Here is a 22,893-nt window from a genome sequence, read left to right on the forward strand (position 1 = left end):
GAAAAAGGGGAGCGACATGGTCGCTCCCCTTGATTTCTGCCGGTTATGACACGCTTTAATGCGTCGTCACACCACCAATTTCCGATTCTTCGCCGTCCTTGGATTTGACCGCGACATCATCTTCGGGTTCTTCCCACTCAATCGGGACCAGCGGATTGACCAAAGCATGGCTGAGAACTTCGTCAACATGCGACACAGGAATGATTTCCATACCGCGTTTGACATTGTCCGGAATCTCTTCGAGATCCTTTTCGTTCTCCTGCGGGATCAGGACGGTTTTCACCCCACCCCGCAACGCCGCCAGAAGCTTTTCTTTCAAACCGCCAATCGCAAGCACACGGCCACGCAGCGTCACTTCGCCGGTCATGGCCACATCCTTGCGCACCGGATTGCCGGTCAGAACAGACACAACCGACGTCACCATGCCAACGCCGGCAGACGGACCGTCTTTCGGGGTTGCACCTTCCGGGACGTGCACGTGAATGTCGCGTTTCTGGAACAGGGTCGGCTTGATGCCGAACTCTGCTGCACGCGAACGCACGAACGAGGTCGCCGCCTGGATCGATTCCGTCATGACTTCACCGAGCTTGCCGGTGGTTTTCATGTTGCCCTTGCCCGGAACCGTCACAGATTCAATCTGCAACAGATCGCCACCGAATTCGGTATAGGCAAGACCGGTCACGACACCAACCTGATCTTCACCCTCGGTCTCGCCATAGCGGAACTTGCGGATGCCTGCATATTTGCCAAGGGTACGCGGCGTTACACGCACAGCCTTGATATTCTCGAGCATGATACGCTTGGTCGCCTTACGGGCCAGACGGGCCAGCTCGCGTTCAAGGTTACGGACACCTGCCTCGCGGGTATAGAACCGGATCAGATCACGAAGCGCTTCGTCAGAAATGCTCCATTCACCTTTGCGCAAACCGTTATCCTTGATCTGTTTCGGGATCAGGTGACGTTTGGCGATCTCGACTTTCTCGTCTTCGGTGTAACCGGAGATACGGATGATCTCCATACGGTCAAGCAGCGGCTGCTGCATACGAAGCGAGTTTGCCGTCGTCACAAACATCACATCCGAAAGATCGTAATCGACTTCAAGATAATGGTCGTTAAAGGTCGAGTTCTGTTCCGGATCAAGCACCTCAAGCAGTGCCGATGCCGGATCACCGCGGAAATCCGAACCCATTTTTTCAATCTCGTCGAGAAGGAACAACGGGTTGGAATATTTCGCCTTTTTCATGCCCTGGACAATCTTGCCCGGCATGGAACCGATATAGGTCCGGCGATGACCGCGAATTTCGGACTCATCACGCACCCCGCCAAGCGACATACGCACAAAGCTGCGACCTGTTGCATTGGCCATCGATTTACCAAGCGAGGTTTTACCAACGCCGGGAGGACCAACAAGGCAAAGGATCGGACCTTTGACTTTTTTGGTGCGGGCCTGAACGGCTAAATATTCAAGGATGCGTTCCTTGACCTTCTCAAGACCGTAATGTTCCTTATCAAGAACCTTCTTGGCCTTTTTCAGATCATGGGATACACGCGAACGCTTGTTCCACGGAATCGACACCATCCAGTCAAGATAGTTGCGCACCACGGTGGCTTCCGCCGACATCGGGCTCATATTGCGCAGTTTCTTGAGTTCTGCCTGGGCCTTTTCCTTTGCCTCTTTGGGCATCTTGGCCTTGTTCAGCTTCTCTTCGATTTCAGAAGCTTCGTCCTTGCCGTCCTCGCCTTCGCCAAGTTCCTTCTGAATGGCTTTGAGCTGCTCATTCAGATAGTACTCGCGCTGGGTTTTCTCCATCTGGCGTTTGACGCGGTTGCGGATTTTCTTTTCAACCTGCAAGACGCCGATTTCGGATTCCATGAAGCCGAAAATACGTTCCAGACGGTCACCAACAAGGCTGGTTTCCAGCAATTCCTGCTTTTCAGAAATCTTGAGCGACAGGTGGGATGCCACCGTGTCGGCAAGCTTCGCCGGTTCTTCGATCTGATTTACAGATACCAGAACTTCGGGCGGAATCTTTTTGTTGAGCTTGATGTACTGTTCGAACTGCGTCACCACAGAACGAGCAAGCGCTTCGAGTTCGCTGTCATCTTCGTCAGCATCCTCGCGCACGGCACCATAGGCCTGGAAGAATTCCGGGTTATCAACATAGCCGGTGATTTCGGCACGTTTTCCGCCTTCTACCAGTACCTTGACGGTTCCATCCGGAAGCTTGAGAAGCTGCAGGACAGTTGCGACAGTACCAACTTCATAGAGATCTTCGACTGCTGGGTCATCAAGACCGGCGTCTTTCTGGGTGACAAGCATGATCTGCTTGTCTTCGCGCATCACATCCTCGAGCGCACGCACCGATTTCTCACGTCCAACGAACAGAGGAACAATCATGTGCGGGAACACGACAATGTCGCGCAACGGCAGCACCGGGTAAATTTCGCCACGCGCCAATTCGACCATTATGTTCTATTCCCTACTCTGAGCCAAAACGTTGCTGGGGTCCTGCCATAGGCCCCGCCAGTAACGCGAACATTTCTTAGATAAGCTGAAATTCCCGCACCGCAATAGATGCCGGTGCGGGATTTGATATCAGGCAGTGTTTTCGACACCTTCATGGCGTTCCGCATGGATCAGCAACGGTTTTGCCTTTCCTTCGACAACGTCACTATTGATGACGATTTCCTCGACGCTATCCATGGTCGGAAGATCGAACATGGTATCAAGCAGGATGCCTTCCATGATCGAGCGCAGACCACGCGCACCGGTCTTGCGTTCAATTGCCTTGTCGGCAATTCCCTTAAGCGCATCAGGCTGGAAGGTGAGTTTCACATCTTCCATGTCGAACAGACGCTGATACTGCTTGATCAGTGCGTTTTTCGGCTCGGTCAGGATCTTGACCAAAGCTTCGTTATCGAGGTCTTCAAGCGTTGCCAGAACCGGCAGACGACCGATGAATTCCGGGATCAGACCGAATTTCAGAAGGTCTTCAGGTTCAACTTCGCGCAACACTTCACCCGTGCGGCGGTCATCCTGGCTGCGAACGTCGGCACCAAAGCCGATTGCGCTGCCCTTGCCACGCTGGGAGATCACACGATCAAGACCGGCAAACGCGCCACCAACGATGAACAGGATGTTCGTGGTGTCGACCTGCAGGAATTCCTGCTGCGGATGTTTACGGCCACCTTGCGGCGGAACCGAAGCAACAGTGCCTTCCATGATCTTGAGCAATGCCTGCTGGACGCCCTCGCCCGAGACATCACGCGTGATCGACGGGTTGTCGGATTTACGCGAAATCTTGTCGACCTCGTCGATATAGACGATGCCGCGCTGGGCGCGCTCGACATTGTAGTCAGCAGCCTGCAGCAGCTTGAGAATGATATTCTCGACATCTTCCCCCACGTAACCGGCTTCGGTCAGCGTGGTGGCATCAGCCATGGTGAACGGAACATCCAGAATACGGGCCAGCGTCTGAGCCAGAAGCGTTTTACCGCAACCGGTCGGACCGACCAGCATGATGTTGGATTTCGCCAGTTCGATGTCTTCATTCTTGCTGGCGTGATGCAGGCGCTTGTAATGGTTGTGAACCGCGACCGAGAGAACTTTTTTCGCATGGCCCTGACCGATGACATAGTCATCAAGGACCTTGCAAATCTCTTGCGGAGAAGGCACCCCGTCTGCCGATTTGACGAGATGGGTTTTATGCTCTTCGCGGATGATGTCCATGCAAAGCTCTACGCATTCATCACAGATGAATACGGTTGGACCGGCGATGAGCTTGCGAACCTCGTGCTGGCTCTTTCCACAGAAAGAACAGTACAGAGTGTTCTTGGAGTCCCCGCTATTCGATTTGCTCATACAAACCCCAATTACGTTTGACGTTATCTTTTATCGCCATGTTAGCCGGTAAACGATACCGATCTCAACGTTTAATCTGCGCTTTTCGGCGTTATGGCATCATGTTTGATATGGGTTCGCCAGATTGGTTACGAAACCCCTTGTATTAATCACCCAAACGTTCGAGTGCCATACAAGTTCCAGACATCATGCCGATACCTGCGCCTATACCTGTCTATGACTTAAAACTGCCATGAGGCAAGACATAAAAAAACGCCCCGGCGTTCGTCCGGGGCGTTTTTGCCGATCGTAATGGAACGATCAGTCTTTCTTTCCATCGCTTTCCGGCTTCGGACGCGATGTCACCACTTCGTCGATCAGACCGAATTCCTTGGCCTGATCCGGGGTGAGGAAGTTGTCACGCTCCATCGCATCTTCAATCGTCTTGAGATCACGGCCGGTATGTTCGACATAGATCTCGTTAAGACGCTGACGCAACGCCAGGATTTCGCGGGCATGGATTTCGATATCCGATGCCTGTCCCTGGAAACCGCCGGACGGCTGGTGGATCATGACACGCGCATTCGGCAGGCAGTAACGCTTGCCCTTTGCACCGGCCATCAACAGAAGCGAGCCCATGGATGCCGCCTGCCCCATGCACACCGTCGATACATCACAACGGATGTACTGCATGGTGTCATAGATGGCGAGACCCGAGGTCACAACACCGCCCGGAGAATTGATGTAAAGCGAAATATCCTTGTCCGGATTTTCCGATTCGAGATGCAGGAGCTGCGCGCAGATCAGTGACGACATGCCGTCATGAACCTGACCGTTGATGAAGACGATACGCTCCTTGAGCAAACGCGAAAAGATGTCATAGGCACGCTCGCCCCGGCTGGTCTGTTCAACCACCATCGGCACAAGCGAATTCATCTGTTCTCTAATCATCAACTGCAACTCCCTGCATTATCCAAAACCGTATCCGGCAGGATTACTTCTCGTCAGATCAGTCTTCTGCTTTTTTCTTCGCAGCCGGCTTCTTGGCAGCAGCTTTCTTGGCCGGAGCCTTTTTCTCTGCGTCCTTTTTCGCCGGTGCTTTCTTAGCAGCCGATTTCTTCTTCGGAGCTTCGTCTTCCTCTTCCGGTTTCAGAAGTTCTTCGACCGTTACGGTCTTTTCTTCAACCTTTGCGAGTTCGACGATGTAATCCACGACCTTGTCTTCATATACAGGGCCCTGAAGAGCCTGCAAGGCCTGCGGGTTATTTTTATAGAATTCAATAACCTGCTGTTCCTGACCCGGGTACTTCTGAGCTTCAGCAACAAGGACCTTGTTCACGTCTTCCTGGGTAACCTGGATCTCGTTTGCACGGCCAACTTCTGCAAGCAGAAGACCAAGAAGAACGCGACGTTCTGCGATTTCGCGGAACTCTTCGGTCAGCTCTTCTTCGGACTTGCCTTTGGTTTCGTCATCTTCCTGACCAGCTTCACGGGCCTGTTTGATCTGGCCGATGATGCCCTGCAGTTCGTTTTCGACCAGCGAGGTCGGAAGTTCGAAGCTGTGGTTTTCAGCCAGCGCATCAAGCAGCTGACGCTTCAGTTTCTGACGGGAAACCGATTCGTATTCGCGGCCGTAATCCTTGCGGATTGCGTCTTTAAGCGCTTCAAACGATTCCTGACCAAGTTTCTTGGCAAGTTCGTCATCCAGCTCAGCCGGTTTCTTTTCTTTGATTTCCTTGACGGTTACGTCGAACTCGGCATCTTTGCCAGCGAGTTCAGCAGCACCGTAAGCTTCCGGGAATTTCACTTTGACGACAACTTCGTCACCAGCGTTAACACCGGTCAGCTGATCTTCGAAACCATCGATGAAGGAGCCCGAACCGAGTTCGAGTTCGTAATCTTCGGCTTTGCCGCCGTCGAATGCTTCACCGTCGATTTTGCCGAGGAAGTCGATAACGACAACGTCACCGGCTTTCGACTTGCGCTTGCGTGCGAGCGGAGCAGTGGTGCCCTGCGCTGCGGCAATACGATCAAGGGTTTCGTTAACCTTGCTGTCGTCAAGTTCAACAACTTCACGGGTCAGTTTCAGCTTTTTGAAGTCCATTGCTTCGATTGCCGGGATGACTTCAACAGCGATGTCGAACTCAAGATCCCCGCCTTCATCGAATTTGGTTACTTCGATTTTCGGCTGAACGGCCGGACGCAGGTCGTTGTCGGAAAGAACTTTGCCGGTGTTTTCGTTCACAGCGGCTTCAAGAACTTCGCCCATGACAGCCTGGCCATAACGCTGACGAAGCAGTTTCGCCGGAATTTTGCCCGGACGGAAGCCCGGCAGGCGAACCTGGTCTTTGATCTCGTCAAGCTTGGCGACGACTTTTTCTTCGATATGTGCGGCGGGCACGACGACTTTGAACTCGCGCGCCAGGCCTTCGTTTTTGGTTTCAGTAACCTGCATAGATAACTCTTTTGCTTGGTTCGAATAATGTCCGTTACGCGACGCAGTCCGGACGTCAGAAAGTCAATATGACTAAACGAATATATAACCTGATCTATTTTAAAGCCTGCAAGTGGTACGGGCGAAGGGACTCGAACCCCCACGGATTGCTCCACTGGAACCTAAATCCAGCGCGTCTACCAGTTCCGCCACGCCCGCACACAAGCACGCAATTCACGCCGGTAAGACCGGAATGAGTGCGCCTTAATACAAACTTCGCTCACCTCATGCAAGCATCGCCTTTTCGACAAATGCAATCTTGTGGAATTTAACAGGCCATCACACGGAATATCTAGCAGGTTTCAAGGGTTTCCGGCTTTTGCAAAACTAGCGCAAATGACGCTTTACTGCACCAGATGCGGCTATTTTGCCCTGCCCGACATAGCTTTCATGATTTTTTTCGATCATCGAAAGGTCGTAAAGATAGTTCACCATCATGCCAAATGACTGCATCCAGCCATTTTCATTTCCGTTGCCATTCCAGTTCAGCCGTTCGACCCGTGCCCCATTGGTCAGATGGAAATGCGCCACCGGATCAAATGCCGATCCTGTCTCAACCCGCTTGGCATTCAAAAGATACCAAGCCGCGAGGTATTCTATATTGGTGCGCGTGCGTTCGCTCACCGCGTCCGGGTGTTTTGCAGGCGGTTTGGGTCCCATCAGATCATCACAATCGCGCAAGGCTGCCTCAATTGCCTTGGGCAGTCCCGTGTCCTGCTTTTGCGACATGGCATCAAGTTGCCGGTCCATCCAGCTGCGCATAGCCGGAATGGGAGACAGGGTACAGAACTGCTTGAGATCCGGAAGATCACGTTGCAATTCCCCAACCACCCGCTTGATCAGGAAATCACCAAAACTGATTCCCGCCAGGCCAGCCTGCGCATTTGAAATCGAATAGAAGATGGCGGTATCGGCAAGCTTCGACTCTTGTTCGTCTGCGTCATCCTGATCGCTCTGGATCAGGGCATCGACACTGCCTGCGATGCCATTGACCAAGGCCACCTCGACAAAAATAAGCGGCTCGTCGGGCATTCCCGGATGGAAAAAGGCAAAACACCGGCGATCCGGTGCCAACCGACGTTTCAGGTCATCCCAGCTTTGAATGGCGTGAACGGCTTCATAGGCGATCAGCTTTTCCAGAAGGGAAGCAGAAGAATTCCATGTAATGCGTTGCAGTTCCAGAAAGCCGATATCAAACCAGCCTGCGAGGAGTTCCTTAAGGTCACGCTCAAGGATAACAAGCCCTGGGGCTTCCTTTCGCCACCGCAAAAGATCCGCCCGCAGATCAACCAGAAACTTCACACCCTGGGGTAATGAATTGAATTCCTTAAGAATCATACGAAATGGCGGCGTAAGGGCAGCTCTCAGTTCTGCCTCCAGCAAAGCCTGTTCGGCCAGATCATCAACCATGTTCCAGTCTGACATGATCGCTCCGACACGGTCTCGATCAACGCCAAACTCGTTGATTAGCAGGTGCAAAAATTCGCGCTTTCCCGCGTCATCAAGACGCAGAAAATCATGACCAAGTGCCGCCGCACGCGAACGTGCCGAGACCGCCCCGCCACGCTTGGCAAGGCAATCGGTGATCTGGCGCCGCCAGCGTTCCTGACGGCTCTGACTTTCATCAAGACCAAGGCCACGCACCACCGGGCTGTCACGCAATTCGCGCCAGGCAACCCGAAGGTTATCAATTGTTCTGTCCAAGAAGGTCTGAGACATGCCTGTCTCCCACATCCGGTAGTTCTGTTTTTGTAACTTTAAGGTAAGTATATCGGGTGACATCAACCAAACGTCCAGCATGCCCGCAAAGATGTCATAATTCTGGCCCGTCGGTATTTAACCGTTTCACTTGATCACCGGAAACACCCCTAGCCTTTTTTGCGCGATGCCAGCCAAAGTTCGCGCAAAATACCGGGCAAATGTTCCGGGATATCCTCGGCAATCAGGCCCGGCCCGATATCTGTTCCGCTGCGGGCATGAAGCCAGACTGCCATACAGCTTGCATCGAACATTTCCATGCCTTGCGCCATCAGACCACCAATAATCCCGGCCAGAACATCGCCCGATCCGGCTGTTGCCAGCCAGGGGGCATCGGCGGCACTGATTGCGGCCCGACCATCAGGTGCGGCAATCACCGTATCCGCCCCCTTGATCAGGACTGTCGCACCACTTCGTTTCGCCGCTGCGCGCGCCCGGGTCAATTTATCGCCAGTGATATCGGGGAACAGGCGGGAAAATTCGCCCTCATGCGGGGTAAGAACCGTCGGCCCCTGAATCGCAAAACATAATGTAGACGGATCATCGGCAAAGCTTGTGAGCGCATCTGCATCCAGAACGGTCGAACGACACAGATGCAAAAGTTTAAGGACAAGACTTCTGGTGTCATCCCCCAGACCATATCCCGGCCCGATTACAAAGGCATTATGACGACAGTCATTCAAAAGGCTTTCGATCTGTCCGATTGGCGCTGTCATATTGCCCGGGGTATCTGACGCATAAACCGGAAGTGCCACCGGATCTGATACAATGGTCAACAACCCGACACCTGATCGGCGGGCGGCACGCGCAACAAGCCGTGTTGCACCGGTCATGGATGCCCCGCCAAAAGCCAGCAGATGACCACGATGATATTTGTGCCCGTCCAGTCCGGGCCAGTGGATACCCGCACGCCACAGAACCGGATCATTACGCCAGCAATTCGGACGCATTTCGGAAATGGTCTGATCGGAAATGCCGATATCACGGATGGCCAGCTCACCGCACATCAACCGGCCGGGCAGAAGGTAATGACCGGGCTTTGCCCGACAGAATGTCACCGTCAGATCCGCCTTGACACCACAGCCCCAAATCGCGCCACTATTGCCATCCACTCCCGATGGCACATCGACGGATACAACCGACGCCATACTTGAATTTATCGTGGTGATCAGTTCGGCAATCTCGCCGGTAATCTCGCGCGCCAGTCCTGCCCCGAAGATACAATCCACCAGCAAATCCGCACCGACGACAAGGGCTGGTGAAAGACGCTCCACCGCGCCGTCCCAGCGTGCGGCATGAAGGGCCGCGTCGCCCTTAAGTGATACAACATCCCCCATCAGGCCCAGCCGGACCGACCAGCCGGCGTCGCGCAGCAATCTGGCAATCACAAAACCGTCACCACCATTATTGCCCGGACCACACAAAACAGAGACCGACCGAGGGGACCAGTGACGTATGATTTCCTCGAACACCACACGTCCGGCATTGTCCATCAACACATCACCGGCAAGACCGCCTTCAATCGTTCGGCGGTCTGCTTCGTACATCTGGTCTGTGGTCAGGATTTCAAACATTTTACCCCGTCTGTTTTATCACTGCGCCCGATCATTCAGACGCATTTTCATAGGTGCAAAAAAGATCAAAAGTCGCCGGTAGCCATTTGTTTTACACGACAGTATATTGCAAACAAATTCGCAAGTCAGACAGATAACGCATTGTCCTATCTATCTGGGCTGCTTCACGAACGCACTTTCCGCAACAAGGCTTTGCCCGCATGCATGTTGTCGTAATGGGTGCTGGCGTCATCGGGACGACAGCGGCCTGGTATCTTTTGCAAAATGGTCATCAGGTCACCGTCATTGATCGCCAACATGCAAGTGCACAGGAAACAAGCTTTGCCAATGGTGGTCAAATTTCGGCATGCCATGCAACACCATGGGCCAATGCCGGCACCCCGAAACAAATCCTGAAATGGCTTGGACGCGAGGAAGCACCGCTTCTGGTCCGCATGCGCTTTGACCCGCAGCTTTTTGCCTGGGGCTTGCGGTTCTTGCGAAATTGCACCGATGGACGTGCCCGGATCAATCTTGAAAAGGCCTTGCGCGTTGCGACCTATAGTCGCGACTGCCTGCGCGCCCTCCGCTGCGAACTTGATCTGGATTATGATCACAGCGAACGCGGAATTTTGCATGTCTGCCGTGATGCCTACGAAATGGACGCGGTTGATCGGGCAACTGCGCAGATGCGTGACCTTGGACTTAACCGGAAAACCGTCAGTCCCGACGAATGTTATGAAATCGAACCTGCCCTTCGCCAAAGCAACGCCCCGATTGTTGGTGGCAGCTTCACACCCGATGATGAAAGCGGCGATGCCCGCAAATTTACCGAACGCCTGACCGAACATTGCATCACCAAGGGCGCCACATTCCGCTTCAACACACAGATCAGACGCCTGATCCGTGATCAGGGCAGGATCACCTCGGTACAAACCGATCAGGGCAACATTACAGCCGACGCCTTTCTGGTCTGTCTTGGAAGTTATAGTCCGTTATTGCTGAAGTCACTTGGCCTGAATGCGCCGATCTATCCGTGCAAGGGATATTCGATCAGCATTGATACCACCGGTTATCACGGTGCCCCTCAGACCGCCCTGATCGATGACAGCGTCAAAATGGTGTATTCGCGACTTGGCAACCAACTCAGGGTAGCAGGGACCGCAGAGCTGGATGGCTACAACCTGCGAATGTCACCAAAAAGAAATCAGCTTATCGTCGATAAAGCATTAGAATTATTTCCGAATTGCGGAGATCGATCGACCATCAGTTTCTGGTCGGGTTTACGCCCGGTAACGCCCGATTCTGCCCCTATTCTTGGGGGTACTAAATATGATAATCTATACCTTAATACGGGGCACGGGACGCTGGGCTGGACGATGAGTTGTGGGTCGGCAAAGGCAATCGCCGACGTAATAAGCAATCGCACACCTGACATCCCGCTTACGGGGCTGGGTATCGAGCGTTTTAAACGAGCGTTACTGTAAAACAATGGGACCAGGGGCTGAAATGACCAGCAATACACCGATTGGCACCACCAATGTGCCATTGGCAGATCAGGTTGTTCTGAACGCCCTGCCCTATGCGGCGGTCATTTGTGATCGCAACGGACTGGTCCTGCAATGTAACGAAGCCATCGCCAGGCTGATCGGCGTGTCGCGTGATCGCATGCTGGGTCGCAAGGCCGGTTTCCTGTCCAGGGGCCTTATCAACGATATTGAAGATGTGTTTTCATCCGGCCGGACCTGGCGCGGGGACATTGTTCTTGTCGGCGCTTCGAATGAAAGCCATGTCTGCGATCTTTCCATCGCGCCGCTTGAATATTTCCAGAACAACGAAACGCGTACAGCGGTTTTGATGACGCTTCTGGAAAATGACCGTCAGCAACAGGCTGAACGTTCCCTGATGGAGCAAAACCGCCATCAGGCCGATGCCAACGCATCCAAGTCCGACTTCATTGCCAATATGGGGCATGAGCTTCGTACGCCACTAAATGCGATCATCGGCAACTCCGAGCTGATTGCCGAGGCTGTTCTGGGCGATATCCCCGACGGATACCGCGAATGCGGACGCGACGTTTACGAGGCCGGTAAACATCTGCTTGAACTGGTCAATAATGTTCTTGATGTTTCCAAGCTTTCTGCTGGCTCGATGACTTTGCAATCCGAAAACGTCGATCTTGGCACGATCATCAACGAAGCAGCCAAGCTTGTTCACGATGACATTTCGCGACGTCGGCATAACCTTGAAATCGACTTGCCACGCGAAAGCGTCTTGCTGCGCTGTGACAAGCTGAAACTCAAACAGATTCTGATCAATATCCTGAGCAATGCGGCGAAATTCACCCCGGATGGAGGTAACATTTCCATCGGGCTCTCCATGACGCCCGATGACATCACCATTTCGATTGCCGATAACGGTGTCGGCATGAGCCCGAATGACATTCCCCGTGCGCTTGCCCGTTTCTCGCAACTCCACCCATCCGGGGTCAAGGAAAGTGCCGGAACCGGTCTTGGCCTGCCACTTGCCAAATTGCTTGTTGAATTGCATGGCGGCCGCTTGAGCATCGAAAGCGACCTTGGCAAGGGCACCACGGTGCGCATCACATTGCCACGTACCTGACCATTCCCGAATTCAGACAAATCAAAAGCCCGCACCGGTGGTCCTGATGCGGGCTTTGTCATTTTCTGGAGCTGCCTGACGAGAGTTACTGTTGCTGTGCGGCTGACTGGTTGATCTGGTCGTGACGTTGGCTGATCTCATCTGGCCAGCGGCTTTTGATATAGGACAGACTGGCAAGGATTTCCTCATCCGTCAGGGTGTTCTCATAGGCAGGCATGGCCGATTTGTAATCGTTGCCGGCAATTGCCGCCGGACCATATTTGGTCAGGGCAAACAACATGGCATCGGGATGATGCCATGTGTGACCGGTTTCATCATGCGGGGGTGCTGGCAGCAAACCATCGTCACCACGTTCACGCCAGTTCGCCTGACCTTCGAATTTTGTCCCATGGCATGAAGCGCAATTGGCGTCATAGACCTTTTTGCCCAGTGCCACGAGTTTCAGGTCATCAGGGCGCAGTTCCACATTTTGCATCTGTCCGGATTGCGGCCCAAAAAAACTTACGATCCCGTACATGATGGCCGCACCGACTGCCGCCCCCAACACCATAACACTTTTGTTTTGCACTGCTTGTTCTCTCTCTGAAGACGTCTTTCTGCGCGCGATCAGCGCGCCAGATCATTGATGATGGGGCAATGGGGCCGGTCATCACCGTGACAGGCATGAACCAGATCAGACAAGGTCTTTTGCAGGCTTTGCAATTCGGCAATCTTGCGTTCGATCTCGCCCAGATGGGTTTTGGCAATTTCCTTGACGTCCGAAGATGCCCGGTTGCGGTCTTCGTAAAGTGACAGCAACACACGGCAATCCTCGACCGAAAATCCAAGCCCGCGCGCACGTTGCAGAAACCGCAATTTATGAAGGTCATCCTCGCCATAGTCGCGATAGCCGTTTTCCATCCGGCCCGGATTTACCAGACCGATATCCTCGTAATAACGAATGGTCTTGGCAGGAAGTCCGCAATTCTTTGCTGCATCGGAAATATTCATTTTATTCCCCATTCTTCTGGCGGCGCACGTTCCAGCGCCGCAACGTCAGGGAGTTGCCAACCACCGAAACCGAACTCAGCGCCATTGCAGCACCGGCAATTGCCGGGCTAAGAACACCAAGTGCCGCCAGTGGCACACCCACCACGTTATAGGCAAAAGCCCAAAACAGGTTCTGGGCGATCTTGCGCCGGGTTGCGATCGATATGTCAATCGCAGCCGACACCAGTGCCGGATCCGAACGCATCAAGGTGATACCCGCCGTTTCCATGGCAACATCCGTACCACCACCCATCGCAATACCAACATCTGCTGCTGCCAATGCCGGTGCATCATTGATGCCATCGCCAACCATGGCGACACGACGTCCCTGTTTGCGGAGTTTCTCGACCTCAAGCGCCTTGTCTTGCGGGCGGATACGACCTTCGCCGCGCTCCAGCCCCAGTTCGCGGGCAACGTGACTGGCGACGTCCTGGCTGTCGCCCGAAAGCATGATCGACGAAATACCGCGCGCCTTCAAATCGGCAATTGCCTGTTTCGCGCTTTCACGAATGCGGTCCTCAAGGGTGATATATCCGGCAAAGGCACCGTCAATCGCCACCAGAACGACGGTACGCCCTTCGCTCTCATGTTGTTTGATTTCAGTGGCAACCTTATCAGAAAGCGACTGGATGCCCTGATCGGTCAGCAACGCCTCGGTTCCAATGGCAACCGCGCGACCATCAACCTTGGCAAGGACGCCTGCACCGGTTTTGCCCTTGAAGTCCTCAATCTCGGGCAGGACAATATTTTCGTCCTTTGCAAGTGAGACAATCGCACGTGCCAACGGATGTTCGCTTGCAGCCTGAACCCCGGCCACGAGACGCAACATTTCATTGCGATCCATGCCATCCCCGGCGCAAACGTCACGCACCGTCGGCGTGCCCTCGGTCAAGGTGCCGGTTTTGTCAAAAATCACCGTATCAACATTATGGGCCTGTTCGAGCGCCTCAAAATTACGGATCAGAATGCCGTTCCGTGCCGCACTGCCTGTTCCGGCGACAAGTGCCGTCGGGGTTGCAAGACCAAGCGCACAGGGACATGCGATCACAAGCACCGACACAGCAGCCACAATTGATGCCTCTGCCCCATAGCCCATCAGCAACCAGACAATAAGCGTCGCAAGGGCAATGACGACAACAATCGGCACGAAAACAGATGATACACGATCAACCAGCTTCTGAACCGGGGCCTTGCCCGTCTGGGCCTTTTCAACCAGACGAATAATCCGCGATAGCGTGGTGTCATCGCCAACGGCACGCACTTCGATATCAAGGCGACCGGTGCCATTTACAGCACCACCAACAACCCCGTCTCCCGCGACGCGGGCAACCGGACGTGTTTCGCCGGTAATCAGGCTTTCATCCAGTTCACTTTCACCTGCAACCACAGTACCATCGACGGGCAAACGTTCGCCCGGCAGTACACGAACGATATCGCCGACCGTAAGGCTTTCGATGGCGACATCCTGTTCACCTTCACCCTCTACCAGCTTGCGCGCACGACGCGGACGCAACGCCATCAATTCACGAATGGCGGCGGATGCGCCACGCTTGGCGCGTTCTTCCATGATCTTGCCAGCAAGGATAAGGGTGATAATGGCAGCCGATGCCTCGAAATACAGATGCATTTCCCCGGGTTGGCCGACCGCCATGTTATAGACACTCAGGAAATAGGCGGCTGACGTTCCGAGCGCGACAAGAACGTCCATATTGGCGCTGCGATGACGCAGCGCGGCCCACGCCCCCTTGTAGAAACGGTGACCGATCACGAACTGAACCGGCGTTGCCAGGGCAAGTTCGACCCAGGCAGACAAATGGTAAGTCACACCAAGGTTCATCCAGACCATCTGCAACACCAGCGGCGCGGTCAGAAGCGCTGACACTGCAAGAAACACAAGGGATTTGTCCACCTTGCCTGATGCTGATTTGCCATCGACATCCTGATCGGCACCGGAAGATTTATTGCGCGATGTTGCGTGATACCCTGCATCTTCGATCGCCTTGATCACGGCGGCATCGTTTGCCTTGCCCGGCAGTACTTCTATGTCTGCGCGCTCAAGGGCAAAATTCACACTCGCCGATGTAACACCGGGCATCGCTGCCAGTGCCTTTTCAACGCGAAGGGCACAGTTCGCACAGGTCATGCCATCAACATCAAAGGACAGCTGCTGCTGCGGCACACTGTAACCGGCATCCTTGATGGTGGCCGCAATCCGTGCGGTATCGAGCTTGTCTGTATCAAAGCGGATATGTGCTGAATTCAGCGCAAGATTGACATCTACCTCGGCAACGCCATCCAGTCCGGCAATCGCCTTTTCAACCCGTCCGGCGCAATTGGCACAGGTCATGCCGTCGACAGGCAAGGTGACTTCATCCTGATGGGACGGCGACGCTGGCGCACTTGCCGCTGCATCGCGTTCGTCTGTTTCGATCCGGCCATCCATATCACGTAACCTCAATCTGGTTTGGAGGGTCTCCGCATATTTTGTCGCTATGCCGTAGCTGACCCTATTCTTGATATGGGCGAAGATAGACCTTCCAGCAACTGGAAGGTCAAGACAAAAAAATCGGAATGGACGAAGTCGAGATGCGCATTGAAAAAAGCAAGAAAAAACCCCGGATCATGTCCGGGGTTCTTATCGGGTCAGGCTTGATAATTCTTATCCGTGCGGGCTTGGTTCGCCTGCTGCACGGAACTGAATATAATTCTGAAGCCCCATCATATCGATCAGACGGATCTGCTGTTCGATCCAGTATGCGTGATCCTCTTCGCTGTCATCAAGCAGTCCGACCAGCATCTGGCGGGTCTGGAAATCGTCCTCTGCTTCGGCAATCTTGATCGCTTTTTTCAGAAGATTGATGACGTGATATTCGTGCTCGAGATCATTTTTCATCATCTCGGGAACGGTTTTGCCGATCTTGATCGGTTCACGTGACGCGGTATCGGGCACACCTTCAAGGAACAGGATACGCTCGATCAAACGCTTTGCGTGTTCAAGCTCTTCGTCCTTTTCATGGTGCATGCGCTCATAAAGCGAATGCAGGCCCCAGTCGGCATACATTTCTGCGTGCGTATTGTACTGGTCCGCCGCGGACAGCTCGGCTGTGAGCTGTTTGTTGAGTGCGGCAATAACCTTCTTGCTACCCTTCATGGCGTTAAGCTCCTGATCTGATTAGTCGCCGTCGCCTGAACGGCTCTGAATGTAATTTGCAATACCGACATGTTCGAGTTGCCATTCTTCGGTCTCAAGCCAGTCGACATGCTCTTCCTGCTCTTCAAGGAATTTCACCAGCAGATCGCGGGTGACAAAATCCTCGGCCTTTTCGCAGGCAGTAATTGCTTCGCGCAGCAGCGGCAGGGATGCCAGTTCGAACTTCATGTCGCAACTGACGATCTCCTGAACATTTTCGCCGATCATGAGTTTGTTGAGGTTCTGAAGATTGGGCAGACCTTCAAGGAACAGAATGCGCTCGATAGTATCATCTGCACGTTTCATTTCCTTGATGGAAAGCTTGTATTCATATTCGCCCATTTCTTCGACACCCCAGTCGCGCAGCATCCGGGCATGCAGGAAATACTGGTTAATCGCAGTCAACTGATTTGTCAGAATGCGATTAAGGTATGTGATGATCTTGGGATCACCTTTCATCATGGCTCTCCTGATGGTTGGGCTTCCATGATATTGGGAACAGCCCCCACCCGTTTCAAGAGAAAAGCGCGCCTTTGATTACCATTATCAATAATTTAGGCCTTTTTCTGGAAATAGGTCATTTATGCTGCTTGAGTAAAAATCATTCGCAGTTTTTTGCCTGCGAATGAAAATCGGTTCTGCAAAAAATCACCTGCCTGCGATCTTTTGACCCAACGGCCTCGTACGACTCGTATCCGTTCCCCAATCAGGCTGCATGCAATCCCGATGACGACTTATCAAACCATCCGCTTTGTGCTTGGTGATCAACTGACCCGCGACGTCTCAAGTCTTGCCGATGCCAATCCCGACACAGATCTGATTGTCATGGCGGAACCGCAGGCCGAAGCAACCTATGTTCCCCATCACCGGCAAAAGATCGTTCTGATTCTGTCTGCCATGCGTCACTTCGCCAAAGCGCTCAGGGAGGAAGGGTTTGTTGTTGATTATTATGACTACAAAACCCGCCCGACCAAAAGCTTTACCGACGCGTTGCGGACCACGATTGATCAGCATGACGTTTCAAAGGTTATCATCACCGAACCCGGCGAATGGCGGGTTCGTCAGGAAATAGAGAATTGGTCGTCTCTTCCTGATGTGGAACTTGAAATCCGGTCCGATGATCGTTTCTTTGCCCCGCTTTCGGAATTCGAAGAGTTCGCAAAGGGTCGCAAAGAACTGCGCATGGAATATTTCTATCGCGGCTTGCGCCGGAACACCGGGATTCTGATGGAACCCGATGGCAAACCGGCTGGCGGGCAATGGAACTTTGATCACGATAATCGCAAAGCTCTGCCCGATGACCTTACACCACTTCCCCCGAAATCCTTTGCCCCCGATCCCGTTACCCGTGACCTGCTTGATCTGGCCTATGATGACTTTCCCGACGGGCTTGGTTCGGTTGAATCCTTTGGGTGGGCAGTGACACGACAGGATGCCCTGATGGCACTGGATCATTTCATTGACCATCGTCTGGCGTGCTTTGGTGATTATCAGGATGCCATGACTGTCAAAAGTGCGACGGTCTATCACTCACTGATCAGTCCCCATATCAATATCGGCTTGCTGTTGCCTGATGAAGTCTGTCGTGCGGCCGAACGTGCCTATCACGACGGCAAGGCCCCCCTTAATGCGGTTGAGGGATTCATTCGCCAAATCCTTGGCTGGCGAGAATATGTTCGCGGGCTTTACTGGTTCATGGGACCGGATTACGTCACCCGCAATCATTTTGAAGCAAAACGCCCCCTGCCCGCGTTTTTCTGGGACGGGGATGTATCGCTGAATTGTTTGAAGCAAGCGATTGGCGAAACGCTTGAAAATGCCTATGCCCATCACATACAGCGCCTGATGGTGATTGGTAATTTTTCGCTCCTGACCGGCCTTTCTGTTCAGGAGGTCTGCGAATGGTATCTCGCAGTTTATATTGACGCACTTGAATGGGTTGAACTGCCCAACACACTTGGTATGGCGCTTTATGCCGATGGTGGCACCATGGCCTCCAAACCCTATGCCGCGAGTGGCAAATATATCGACCGGATGTCTGATTACTGTCAGGGCTGCCCGTTCAATCCGCGCAAAAATATCGGTTCAGACGCCTGCCCCTTTAATGCGCTTTACTGGCACTTTCTTGATCGCAATGTCGATAAACTTGGCAACAATGCTCGCTTGCGCATGGCTTACCGGAACTGGGCACGTATGAAGGATGCCGATAAAGAAAGCCTTATTGCCCAGGCAAATGCGTTCCTGAACAAGCTCGACAGCAACGAGACGGGTTTACGTAGCCGTCAAAGACAATTGCTTTAACCAAACGGCCTCAGCAAAGCTGCGGGAAACCACAGCCCGGATACACAAAAAGCCGGACTGATGTCCGGCTTCCGCATTGGCTTTCCCGAAGGTCGGGAGCCTAAATTGCGCTGGCGTTATGCAATCGCGTCACGAGCGGCTTTACGAGCAACGTCTTTGATCTGCCAGTGGGAAATCCCGACATCATCAAGATCGCGCTTATCAAGGCCGTAAAGTTCATTCGCAACCGAACGTGCATAGGCCCAACGGCGAACAGCAACAAGAATACTGGACAGGAACATGTTGAACCTCCTTGGGTTACAAATTTTGAATGCCGCCTTGGAGGAGACCTCCAACTGTCTGGCGCATTCGCCTCAGTAGTTTCGCAATGCAATATGCCCAAACAGCATTCAATCCTCAATTACCAAAGTTTGCACATCATCTATTCCATTTTGTCACATATATCCCCTCACACCTCCGACATAGGCCACAAAAGTTTACAGCTATGCAGTTTGGTCATGCCGATACCCAGCGCATCTTCCGCATCACCAAAAGTTGCACCGCAACATTCCCACACCCGATTGATCTGTTTTTCACCAGAAAACCGATCAATCAGGCCCGCTGTTAAAGCAACCATGATGGTGAGGCCGTTTATTGACAAGTTGGCACACAAGCCTTGAGCAACTCCGGTAGACTCCGACCCCCTTTATTTGTGCCCAGTAGCCATTCAAAAGATTGAATTCCGGATCGAATTGACATCATTTGTGAACACACATCACATCTGTCATGCAAACAAACGCCCTAATTGTTTTTGCTGCCCTGCAATATATTTACGATACGCCAAATTATTTTTGTAACAGATTGTTTCAGTTCGCGTTCTGGAAACGCCCTGTTACAGTTTTGTGGATGCATTGAATGCCCTCTCAAAGCATGTTGTCGCTGCAAATGGTTCAAAGCCAGGGAGGAAACCTAAATGTATCTGCGCAAAACCATCCTCGCCACCGGTGTGGCGATTTCTGCACTCGCAACTGCTAGCTTTGCTCATGCCGAGCCGACCGCTGAAGTTCTGCACTGGTGGACTTCGGGCGGCGAAGCAAAAGCTGTTGCAGCCCTCAAAGAAGATTTCGAAGCAAATGGTGGCAAATGGGTTGATAGCCCGGTTGCTGGTGGCGGCGGTGACGCAGCCATGACCGTTCTGCGTTCGCGCGTTCTTTCTGGCGACGCACCTGCAGCTGTTCAGCTTAAAGGTCCGGCGATTCAGGATTGGGCCGAACAGGGCGCACTTGCTGATCTCAATGACGTTGCCGAAGCAGAAGGCTGGGACAAGGTTATCCCGCCGGCAATTCAGAACGTCATGAAATATGAAGGCGACTATGTTGCTGTTCCGGTGAACATTCACCGTATTGACTGGATCTGGGCAAACCCGACCCTTCTGGCAAAAGTTGGCGCAACCGACGTTCCGAAAAGCTGGGACGAGTTCAACGCTCTTGCTGACAAACTCAAAGCAGCCGGCATCACGCCGATCGCCCATGGTGGTCAGCCCTGGCAGGATGCGACAATCTTTGAAACCGTCGTTCTTGGCCTTGGCGGTCCGGAATTCTTCCAGAAAGCAATGGTTGACCTCGACGAAGACGCTCTGAAATCCGACACCATGAAAGCGGTGTTCGACCAGATGCGCAAAATCCGTGGTTATGTCGATGCCGACTTCCCGGGTCGTGACTGGAACCTTGCAACCGCAATGGTCATGAATGGTGAAGCCGCCATGCAGATCATGGGTGACTGGGCAAAGGGCGAATTCCTTGCTGCTGGCAAAGTACCGGGCAAAGACTTCATCTGCTCGGCTGCTCCGTCGGATAACGGTTACCTGTTCAACGTTGACAGCTTTGCAATGTTCAACGTTTCTGGCGACGACAAGGTTGCTGGCCAGAAACTTCTAGCCGAGCTGATCGTTGGTCAGAAGTTCCAGGAAACCTTCAACCTTCTCAAAGGTTCGATCCCGGCACGTCTTGGCGTTCCGCTCGACAAGTTCGACGATTGCGCGAAGAAATCCGAAGCTGACCTTCTGGCAGCCCAGGACGCTGGCGGCTTCCTGCCGTCCATGGCACATGGTATGGCGCTTCGTGGTCACCTTTCGGGTGCGATCGTTGACGTTGTCACTGCCCACTTCAACTCCGACATGTCGTCTGACGAAGCCGTCTCGCGTCTGGTCGAAGCCGTTGAACTGGCAAAAGACTAATCTCATCTGATCTGAACAGTCTGATCGACTGATTAGTGTGCAGGCCCCGGTTTCCGGGGCCTGCTTCCCGCTACATCTAACTTTTGAGGCAAAGGGTATGGGGGCTTCTCAAAGCACCGAAAGCAACCTGACGGCCAGTATTCAGCGTCATCTTTCAAAGATCGTTGTTGCACCGTCCTTTGCTGCGTCCCTGTTTTTCGTCTACGGGTTCATCCTGTGGACCGGCTATATGGCGTTTTCCAAGTCGCGCATGCTTCCCGTCTGGGATTGGGCAGGCCTGCGACAGTATGAACGCCTGTGGCAAATGGAACGCTGGCATGTTGCCATTGAAAACCTTTTGGTCTTTGGTGGTCTGTTTATCGTGACCTGCCTGATCATCGGGTGCCTTTTGGCAGTTCTTCTTGATCAGCGCATTCGCGCCGAAGGCGTACTTCGCACGATCTTCCTTTATCCGATGGCCCTGTCCTTCATTGTGACCGGTACCGTCTGGAAATGGCTTCTCAATCCGGGGCTTGGCCTGGAAAGCATGATGCATGATCTTGGCTGGACGAGCTTCAAGTTCGACTGGCTGGTCAATTCCGACATGGCAATCTACACCGTTGTGATTGCTGCTGTCTGGCAGGCATCGGGTTTTGTCATGGCAATGTTCCTTGCAGCATTGCGCGGCGTCGATCAGGACATTATTCGCGCAGCCTACATGGACGGTGCCAGCCTGCCCCGCATCTATTTCGGTATTATCATTCCGTCGATCCGCCCGGTCTTCCTGAGTGCGATCGTCGTTCTGGCCCACCTTGCTGTTAAAAGCTTTGACCTTGTCATTGCGCTTACCGGCGGTGGTCCGGGTTACGCATCGGATCTTCCGGCAACCTTCATGTACACCATGGCCTTCCAGCGCAACCAGCTTGGTATTGGCGCGGCCAGTGCCATGATGATGCTGGCAACCGTTATGGCAATCATCGTGCCGTATCTGTATTCCGAACTGCGCGGAGGCAAGAAAAATGGCTGATCTTCAGACCTATAGCCACGACGCAGGCTGGAAAAACACAGTGCTGCGCGGGTTGCTCTATCTCGTACTGATCCTGTTTGCAGCTTATTATCTGTTCCCGTTGATCGTCATGGTTTCGACTTCCCTGAAGTCGCTTGACGAGATCCGCGAAGGGTCGCTGATTTCGCTGCCGCGCGTTGTGACGTTCGATGCATGGAATTATGCATGGAACGAAGCCTGCGTCGGTGTTGAATGCACAGGTATCAAAATCTATTTCTGGAACTCGGTCAAAATGGCGATCCCCGCTGTTCTGATTTCGACCTTCCTTGGTGCGATCAACGGTTATGCACTGACCAAATGGCGTTTCAAGGGCGCGAACATTGTGTTTGCCCTGCTGCTGTTCGGTTGCTTCATTCCGTTCCAGGTCGTTCTGCTGCCGATGTCACAGGTTCTTGGCAAGCTTGGTCTTGCCAGCTCGACCCCGGGGCTTGTTATGGTCCACGTCGTGTATGGCCTGTGCTTCACCACCCTGTTCTTCCGGAACTACTATGTTTCGATCCCGGATGAACTGGTCAAGGCAGCCACCATTGATGGGGCGGGTTTCTTCACCATTTTCTGGCGCATCATTCTGCCGATCTCGACCCCGATCATCGTGGTTTCGGTCATCTGGCAGTTCACCCAGATCTGGAACGACTTCCTGTTCGGCGCGTCTTTTGCCTCTGGCGAAAATGCACCGATGACAGTCGCACTCAACAATATCGTCAACACCACTACCGGCGTGAAACAGTACAACGTTGACATGGCAGCAGCCCTGCTGACCGGTCTTCCGACGTTGCTGGTTTATGTCCTGGCAGGCAAATACTTCGTCCGCGGCCTGACCGCCGGTTCGGTGAAGGGATAAGCAA

Annotated in this window: 18 protein-coding genes and 1 tRNA gene; 6 read left to right on the forward strand and 13 right to left on the reverse strand. The window is 53.3% G+C overall.

Annotated elements, in window-relative coordinates:
* Positions 1 to 55 precede the first annotated feature (55 nt).
* The 7 genes from lon to ACTU44_RS14165 form a co-directional block, all read right to left on the reverse strand.
* On the reverse strand, positions 56 to 2,467 hold the full coding sequence (lon, locus tag ACTU44_RS14135) for an endopeptidase La (protein WP_114097347.1): 2,412 nt from the start codon (positions 2,465 to 2,467) through the stop codon (positions 56 to 58).
* A gap of 129 nt (positions 2,468 to 2,596) precedes the next feature.
* Positions 2,597 to 3,862, reverse strand: a complete 1,266-nt coding sequence (gene clpX, locus ACTU44_RS14140; protein ID WP_114097346.1) for an ATP-dependent Clp protease ATP-binding subunit ClpX — start codon at positions 3,860 to 3,862, stop codon at positions 2,597 to 2,599.
* A 300-nt stretch (positions 3,863 to 4,162) separates the two neighbouring features.
* The gene (gene clpP, locus ACTU44_RS14145) at positions 4,163 to 4,792 is read right to left on the reverse strand and encodes an ATP-dependent Clp endopeptidase proteolytic subunit ClpP (RefSeq protein ID WP_114097345.1); all 630 of its coding nucleotides are present in this window, start codon (positions 4,790 to 4,792) and stop codon (positions 4,163 to 4,165) included.
* Between the two features lie 58 nt (positions 4,793 to 4,850).
* Positions 4,851 to 6,296 (reverse strand): trigger factor, encoded by a 1,446-nt coding sequence (gene tig, locus ACTU44_RS14150; RefSeq protein WP_462095709.1) that lies wholly within the window; start codon positions 6,294 to 6,296, stop codon positions 4,851 to 4,853.
* Between the two features lie 113 nt (positions 6,297 to 6,409).
* Positions 6,410 to 6,494 (reverse strand) — tRNA-Leu (locus tag ACTU44_RS14155).
* Positions 6,495 to 6,662: 168 nt separating this feature from the next.
* Positions 6,663 to 8,054, reverse strand: a complete 1,392-nt coding sequence (locus tag ACTU44_RS14160) for a malonyl-CoA decarboxylase (protein ID WP_462095710.1) — start codon at positions 8,052 to 8,054, stop codon at positions 6,663 to 6,665.
* A 149-nt stretch (positions 8,055 to 8,203) separates the two neighbouring features.
* Positions 8,204 to 9,667 (reverse strand): NAD(P)H-hydrate dehydratase, encoded by a 1,464-nt coding sequence (locus tag ACTU44_RS14165; protein ID WP_462095711.1) that lies wholly within the window; start codon positions 9,665 to 9,667, stop codon positions 8,204 to 8,206.
* Positions 9,668 to 9,867: 200 nt separating this feature from the next.
* Between ACTU44_RS14165 and ACTU44_RS14170 the strand changes: the two genes are divergently transcribed.
* Both ACTU44_RS14170 and ACTU44_RS14175 read left to right on the forward strand, forming a co-directional pair.
* Entirely contained in the window at positions 9,868 to 11,133 is a 1,266-nt protein-coding gene (locus tag ACTU44_RS14170) for a D-amino acid dehydrogenase (protein ID WP_462095712.1), read from the forward strand.
* 22 nt (positions 11,134 to 11,155) lie between these two features.
* Positions 11,156 to 12,268, forward strand: a complete 1,113-nt coding sequence (locus tag ACTU44_RS14175) for a PAS domain-containing sensor histidine kinase (RefSeq protein WP_462095713.1) — start codon at positions 11,156 to 11,158, stop codon at positions 12,266 to 12,268.
* 85 nt (positions 12,269 to 12,353) lie between these two features.
* On the opposite strand, the gene ACTU44_RS14180 is transcribed toward ACTU44_RS14175, so the two are convergent.
* From ACTU44_RS14180 to bfr (ACTU44_RS14200), 5 genes are all read right to left on the reverse strand, one after another.
* The gene (locus ACTU44_RS14180; protein ID WP_462095714.1) at positions 12,354 to 12,836 is read right to left on the reverse strand and encodes a c-type cytochrome; all 483 of its coding nucleotides are present in this window, start codon (positions 12,834 to 12,836) and stop codon (positions 12,354 to 12,356) included.
* A 38-nt stretch (positions 12,837 to 12,874) separates the two neighbouring features.
* A complete protein-coding gene (cueR, locus tag ACTU44_RS14185; protein WP_114097340.1) occupies positions 12,875 to 13,258 on the reverse strand; it encodes a Cu(I)-responsive transcriptional regulator in 384 nt (127 codons plus the stop codon).
* A 1-nt stretch (position 13,259) separates the two neighbouring features.
* On the reverse strand, positions 13,260 to 15,755 hold the full coding sequence (locus ACTU44_RS14190; protein ID WP_462095715.1) for a heavy metal translocating P-type ATPase: 2,496 nt from the start codon (positions 15,753 to 15,755) through the stop codon (positions 13,260 to 13,262).
* A gap of 201 nt (positions 15,756 to 15,956) precedes the next feature.
* Positions 15,957 to 16,448, reverse strand: a complete 492-nt coding sequence (gene bfr / locus ACTU44_RS14195; protein ID WP_114097338.1) for a bacterioferritin — start codon at positions 16,446 to 16,448, stop codon at positions 15,957 to 15,959.
* 21 nt (positions 16,449 to 16,469) lie between these two features.
* The gene (gene bfr, locus ACTU44_RS14200; protein WP_114097520.1) at positions 16,470 to 16,946 is read right to left on the reverse strand and encodes a bacterioferritin; all 477 of its coding nucleotides are present in this window, start codon (positions 16,944 to 16,946) and stop codon (positions 16,470 to 16,472) included.
* Positions 16,947 to 17,213: 267 nt separating this feature from the next.
* On the opposite strand from bfr (ACTU44_RS14200), the gene ACTU44_RS14205 reads away from it, so the two are divergent.
* Positions 17,214 to 18,788 (forward strand): cryptochrome/photolyase family protein, encoded by a 1,575-nt coding sequence (locus ACTU44_RS14205; protein WP_462095716.1) that lies wholly within the window; start codon positions 17,214 to 17,216, stop codon positions 18,786 to 18,788.
* Positions 18,789 to 18,904: 116 nt separating this feature from the next.
* Here the strand turns inward: ACTU44_RS14205 and ACTU44_RS14210 are convergent, their stop codons facing one another.
* The gene (locus ACTU44_RS14210) at positions 18,905 to 19,069 is read right to left on the reverse strand and encodes a DUF1127 domain-containing protein (RefSeq protein WP_114097336.1); all 165 of its coding nucleotides are present in this window, start codon (positions 19,067 to 19,069) and stop codon (positions 18,905 to 18,907) included.
* Between the two features lie 671 nt (positions 19,070 to 19,740).
* On the opposite strand from ACTU44_RS14210, the gene ACTU44_RS14215 reads away from it, so the two are divergent.
* The 3 genes from ACTU44_RS14215 to ACTU44_RS14225 all read left to right on the forward strand — a co-directional run bounded on the left by ACTU44_RS14215 (position 19,741) and on the right by ACTU44_RS14225 (position 22,889).
* Positions 19,741 to 21,003, forward strand: a complete 1,263-nt coding sequence (locus tag ACTU44_RS14215; protein ID WP_336081294.1) for an ABC transporter substrate-binding protein — start codon at positions 19,741 to 19,743, stop codon at positions 21,001 to 21,003.
* A gap of 97 nt (positions 21,004 to 21,100) precedes the next feature.
* Positions 21,101 to 22,009, forward strand: coding sequence for a carbohydrate ABC transporter permease (locus ACTU44_RS14220; RefSeq protein WP_114097334.1), 909 nt, complete (start codon positions 21,101 to 21,103; stop codon positions 22,007 to 22,009).
* On the forward strand, positions 22,002 to 22,889 hold the full coding sequence (locus ACTU44_RS14225) for a carbohydrate ABC transporter permease (RefSeq protein ID WP_114097333.1): 888 nt from the start codon (positions 22,002 to 22,004) through the stop codon (positions 22,887 to 22,889). Before ACTU44_RS14220 ends, ACTU44_RS14225 begins: the two co-directional genes overlap by 8 nt.
* The last annotated feature ends 4 nt before the right edge of the window (positions 22,890 to 22,893 follow it).

The sequence above is a fragment of the Thalassospira sp. SM2505 genome, assembly GCF_054901115.1.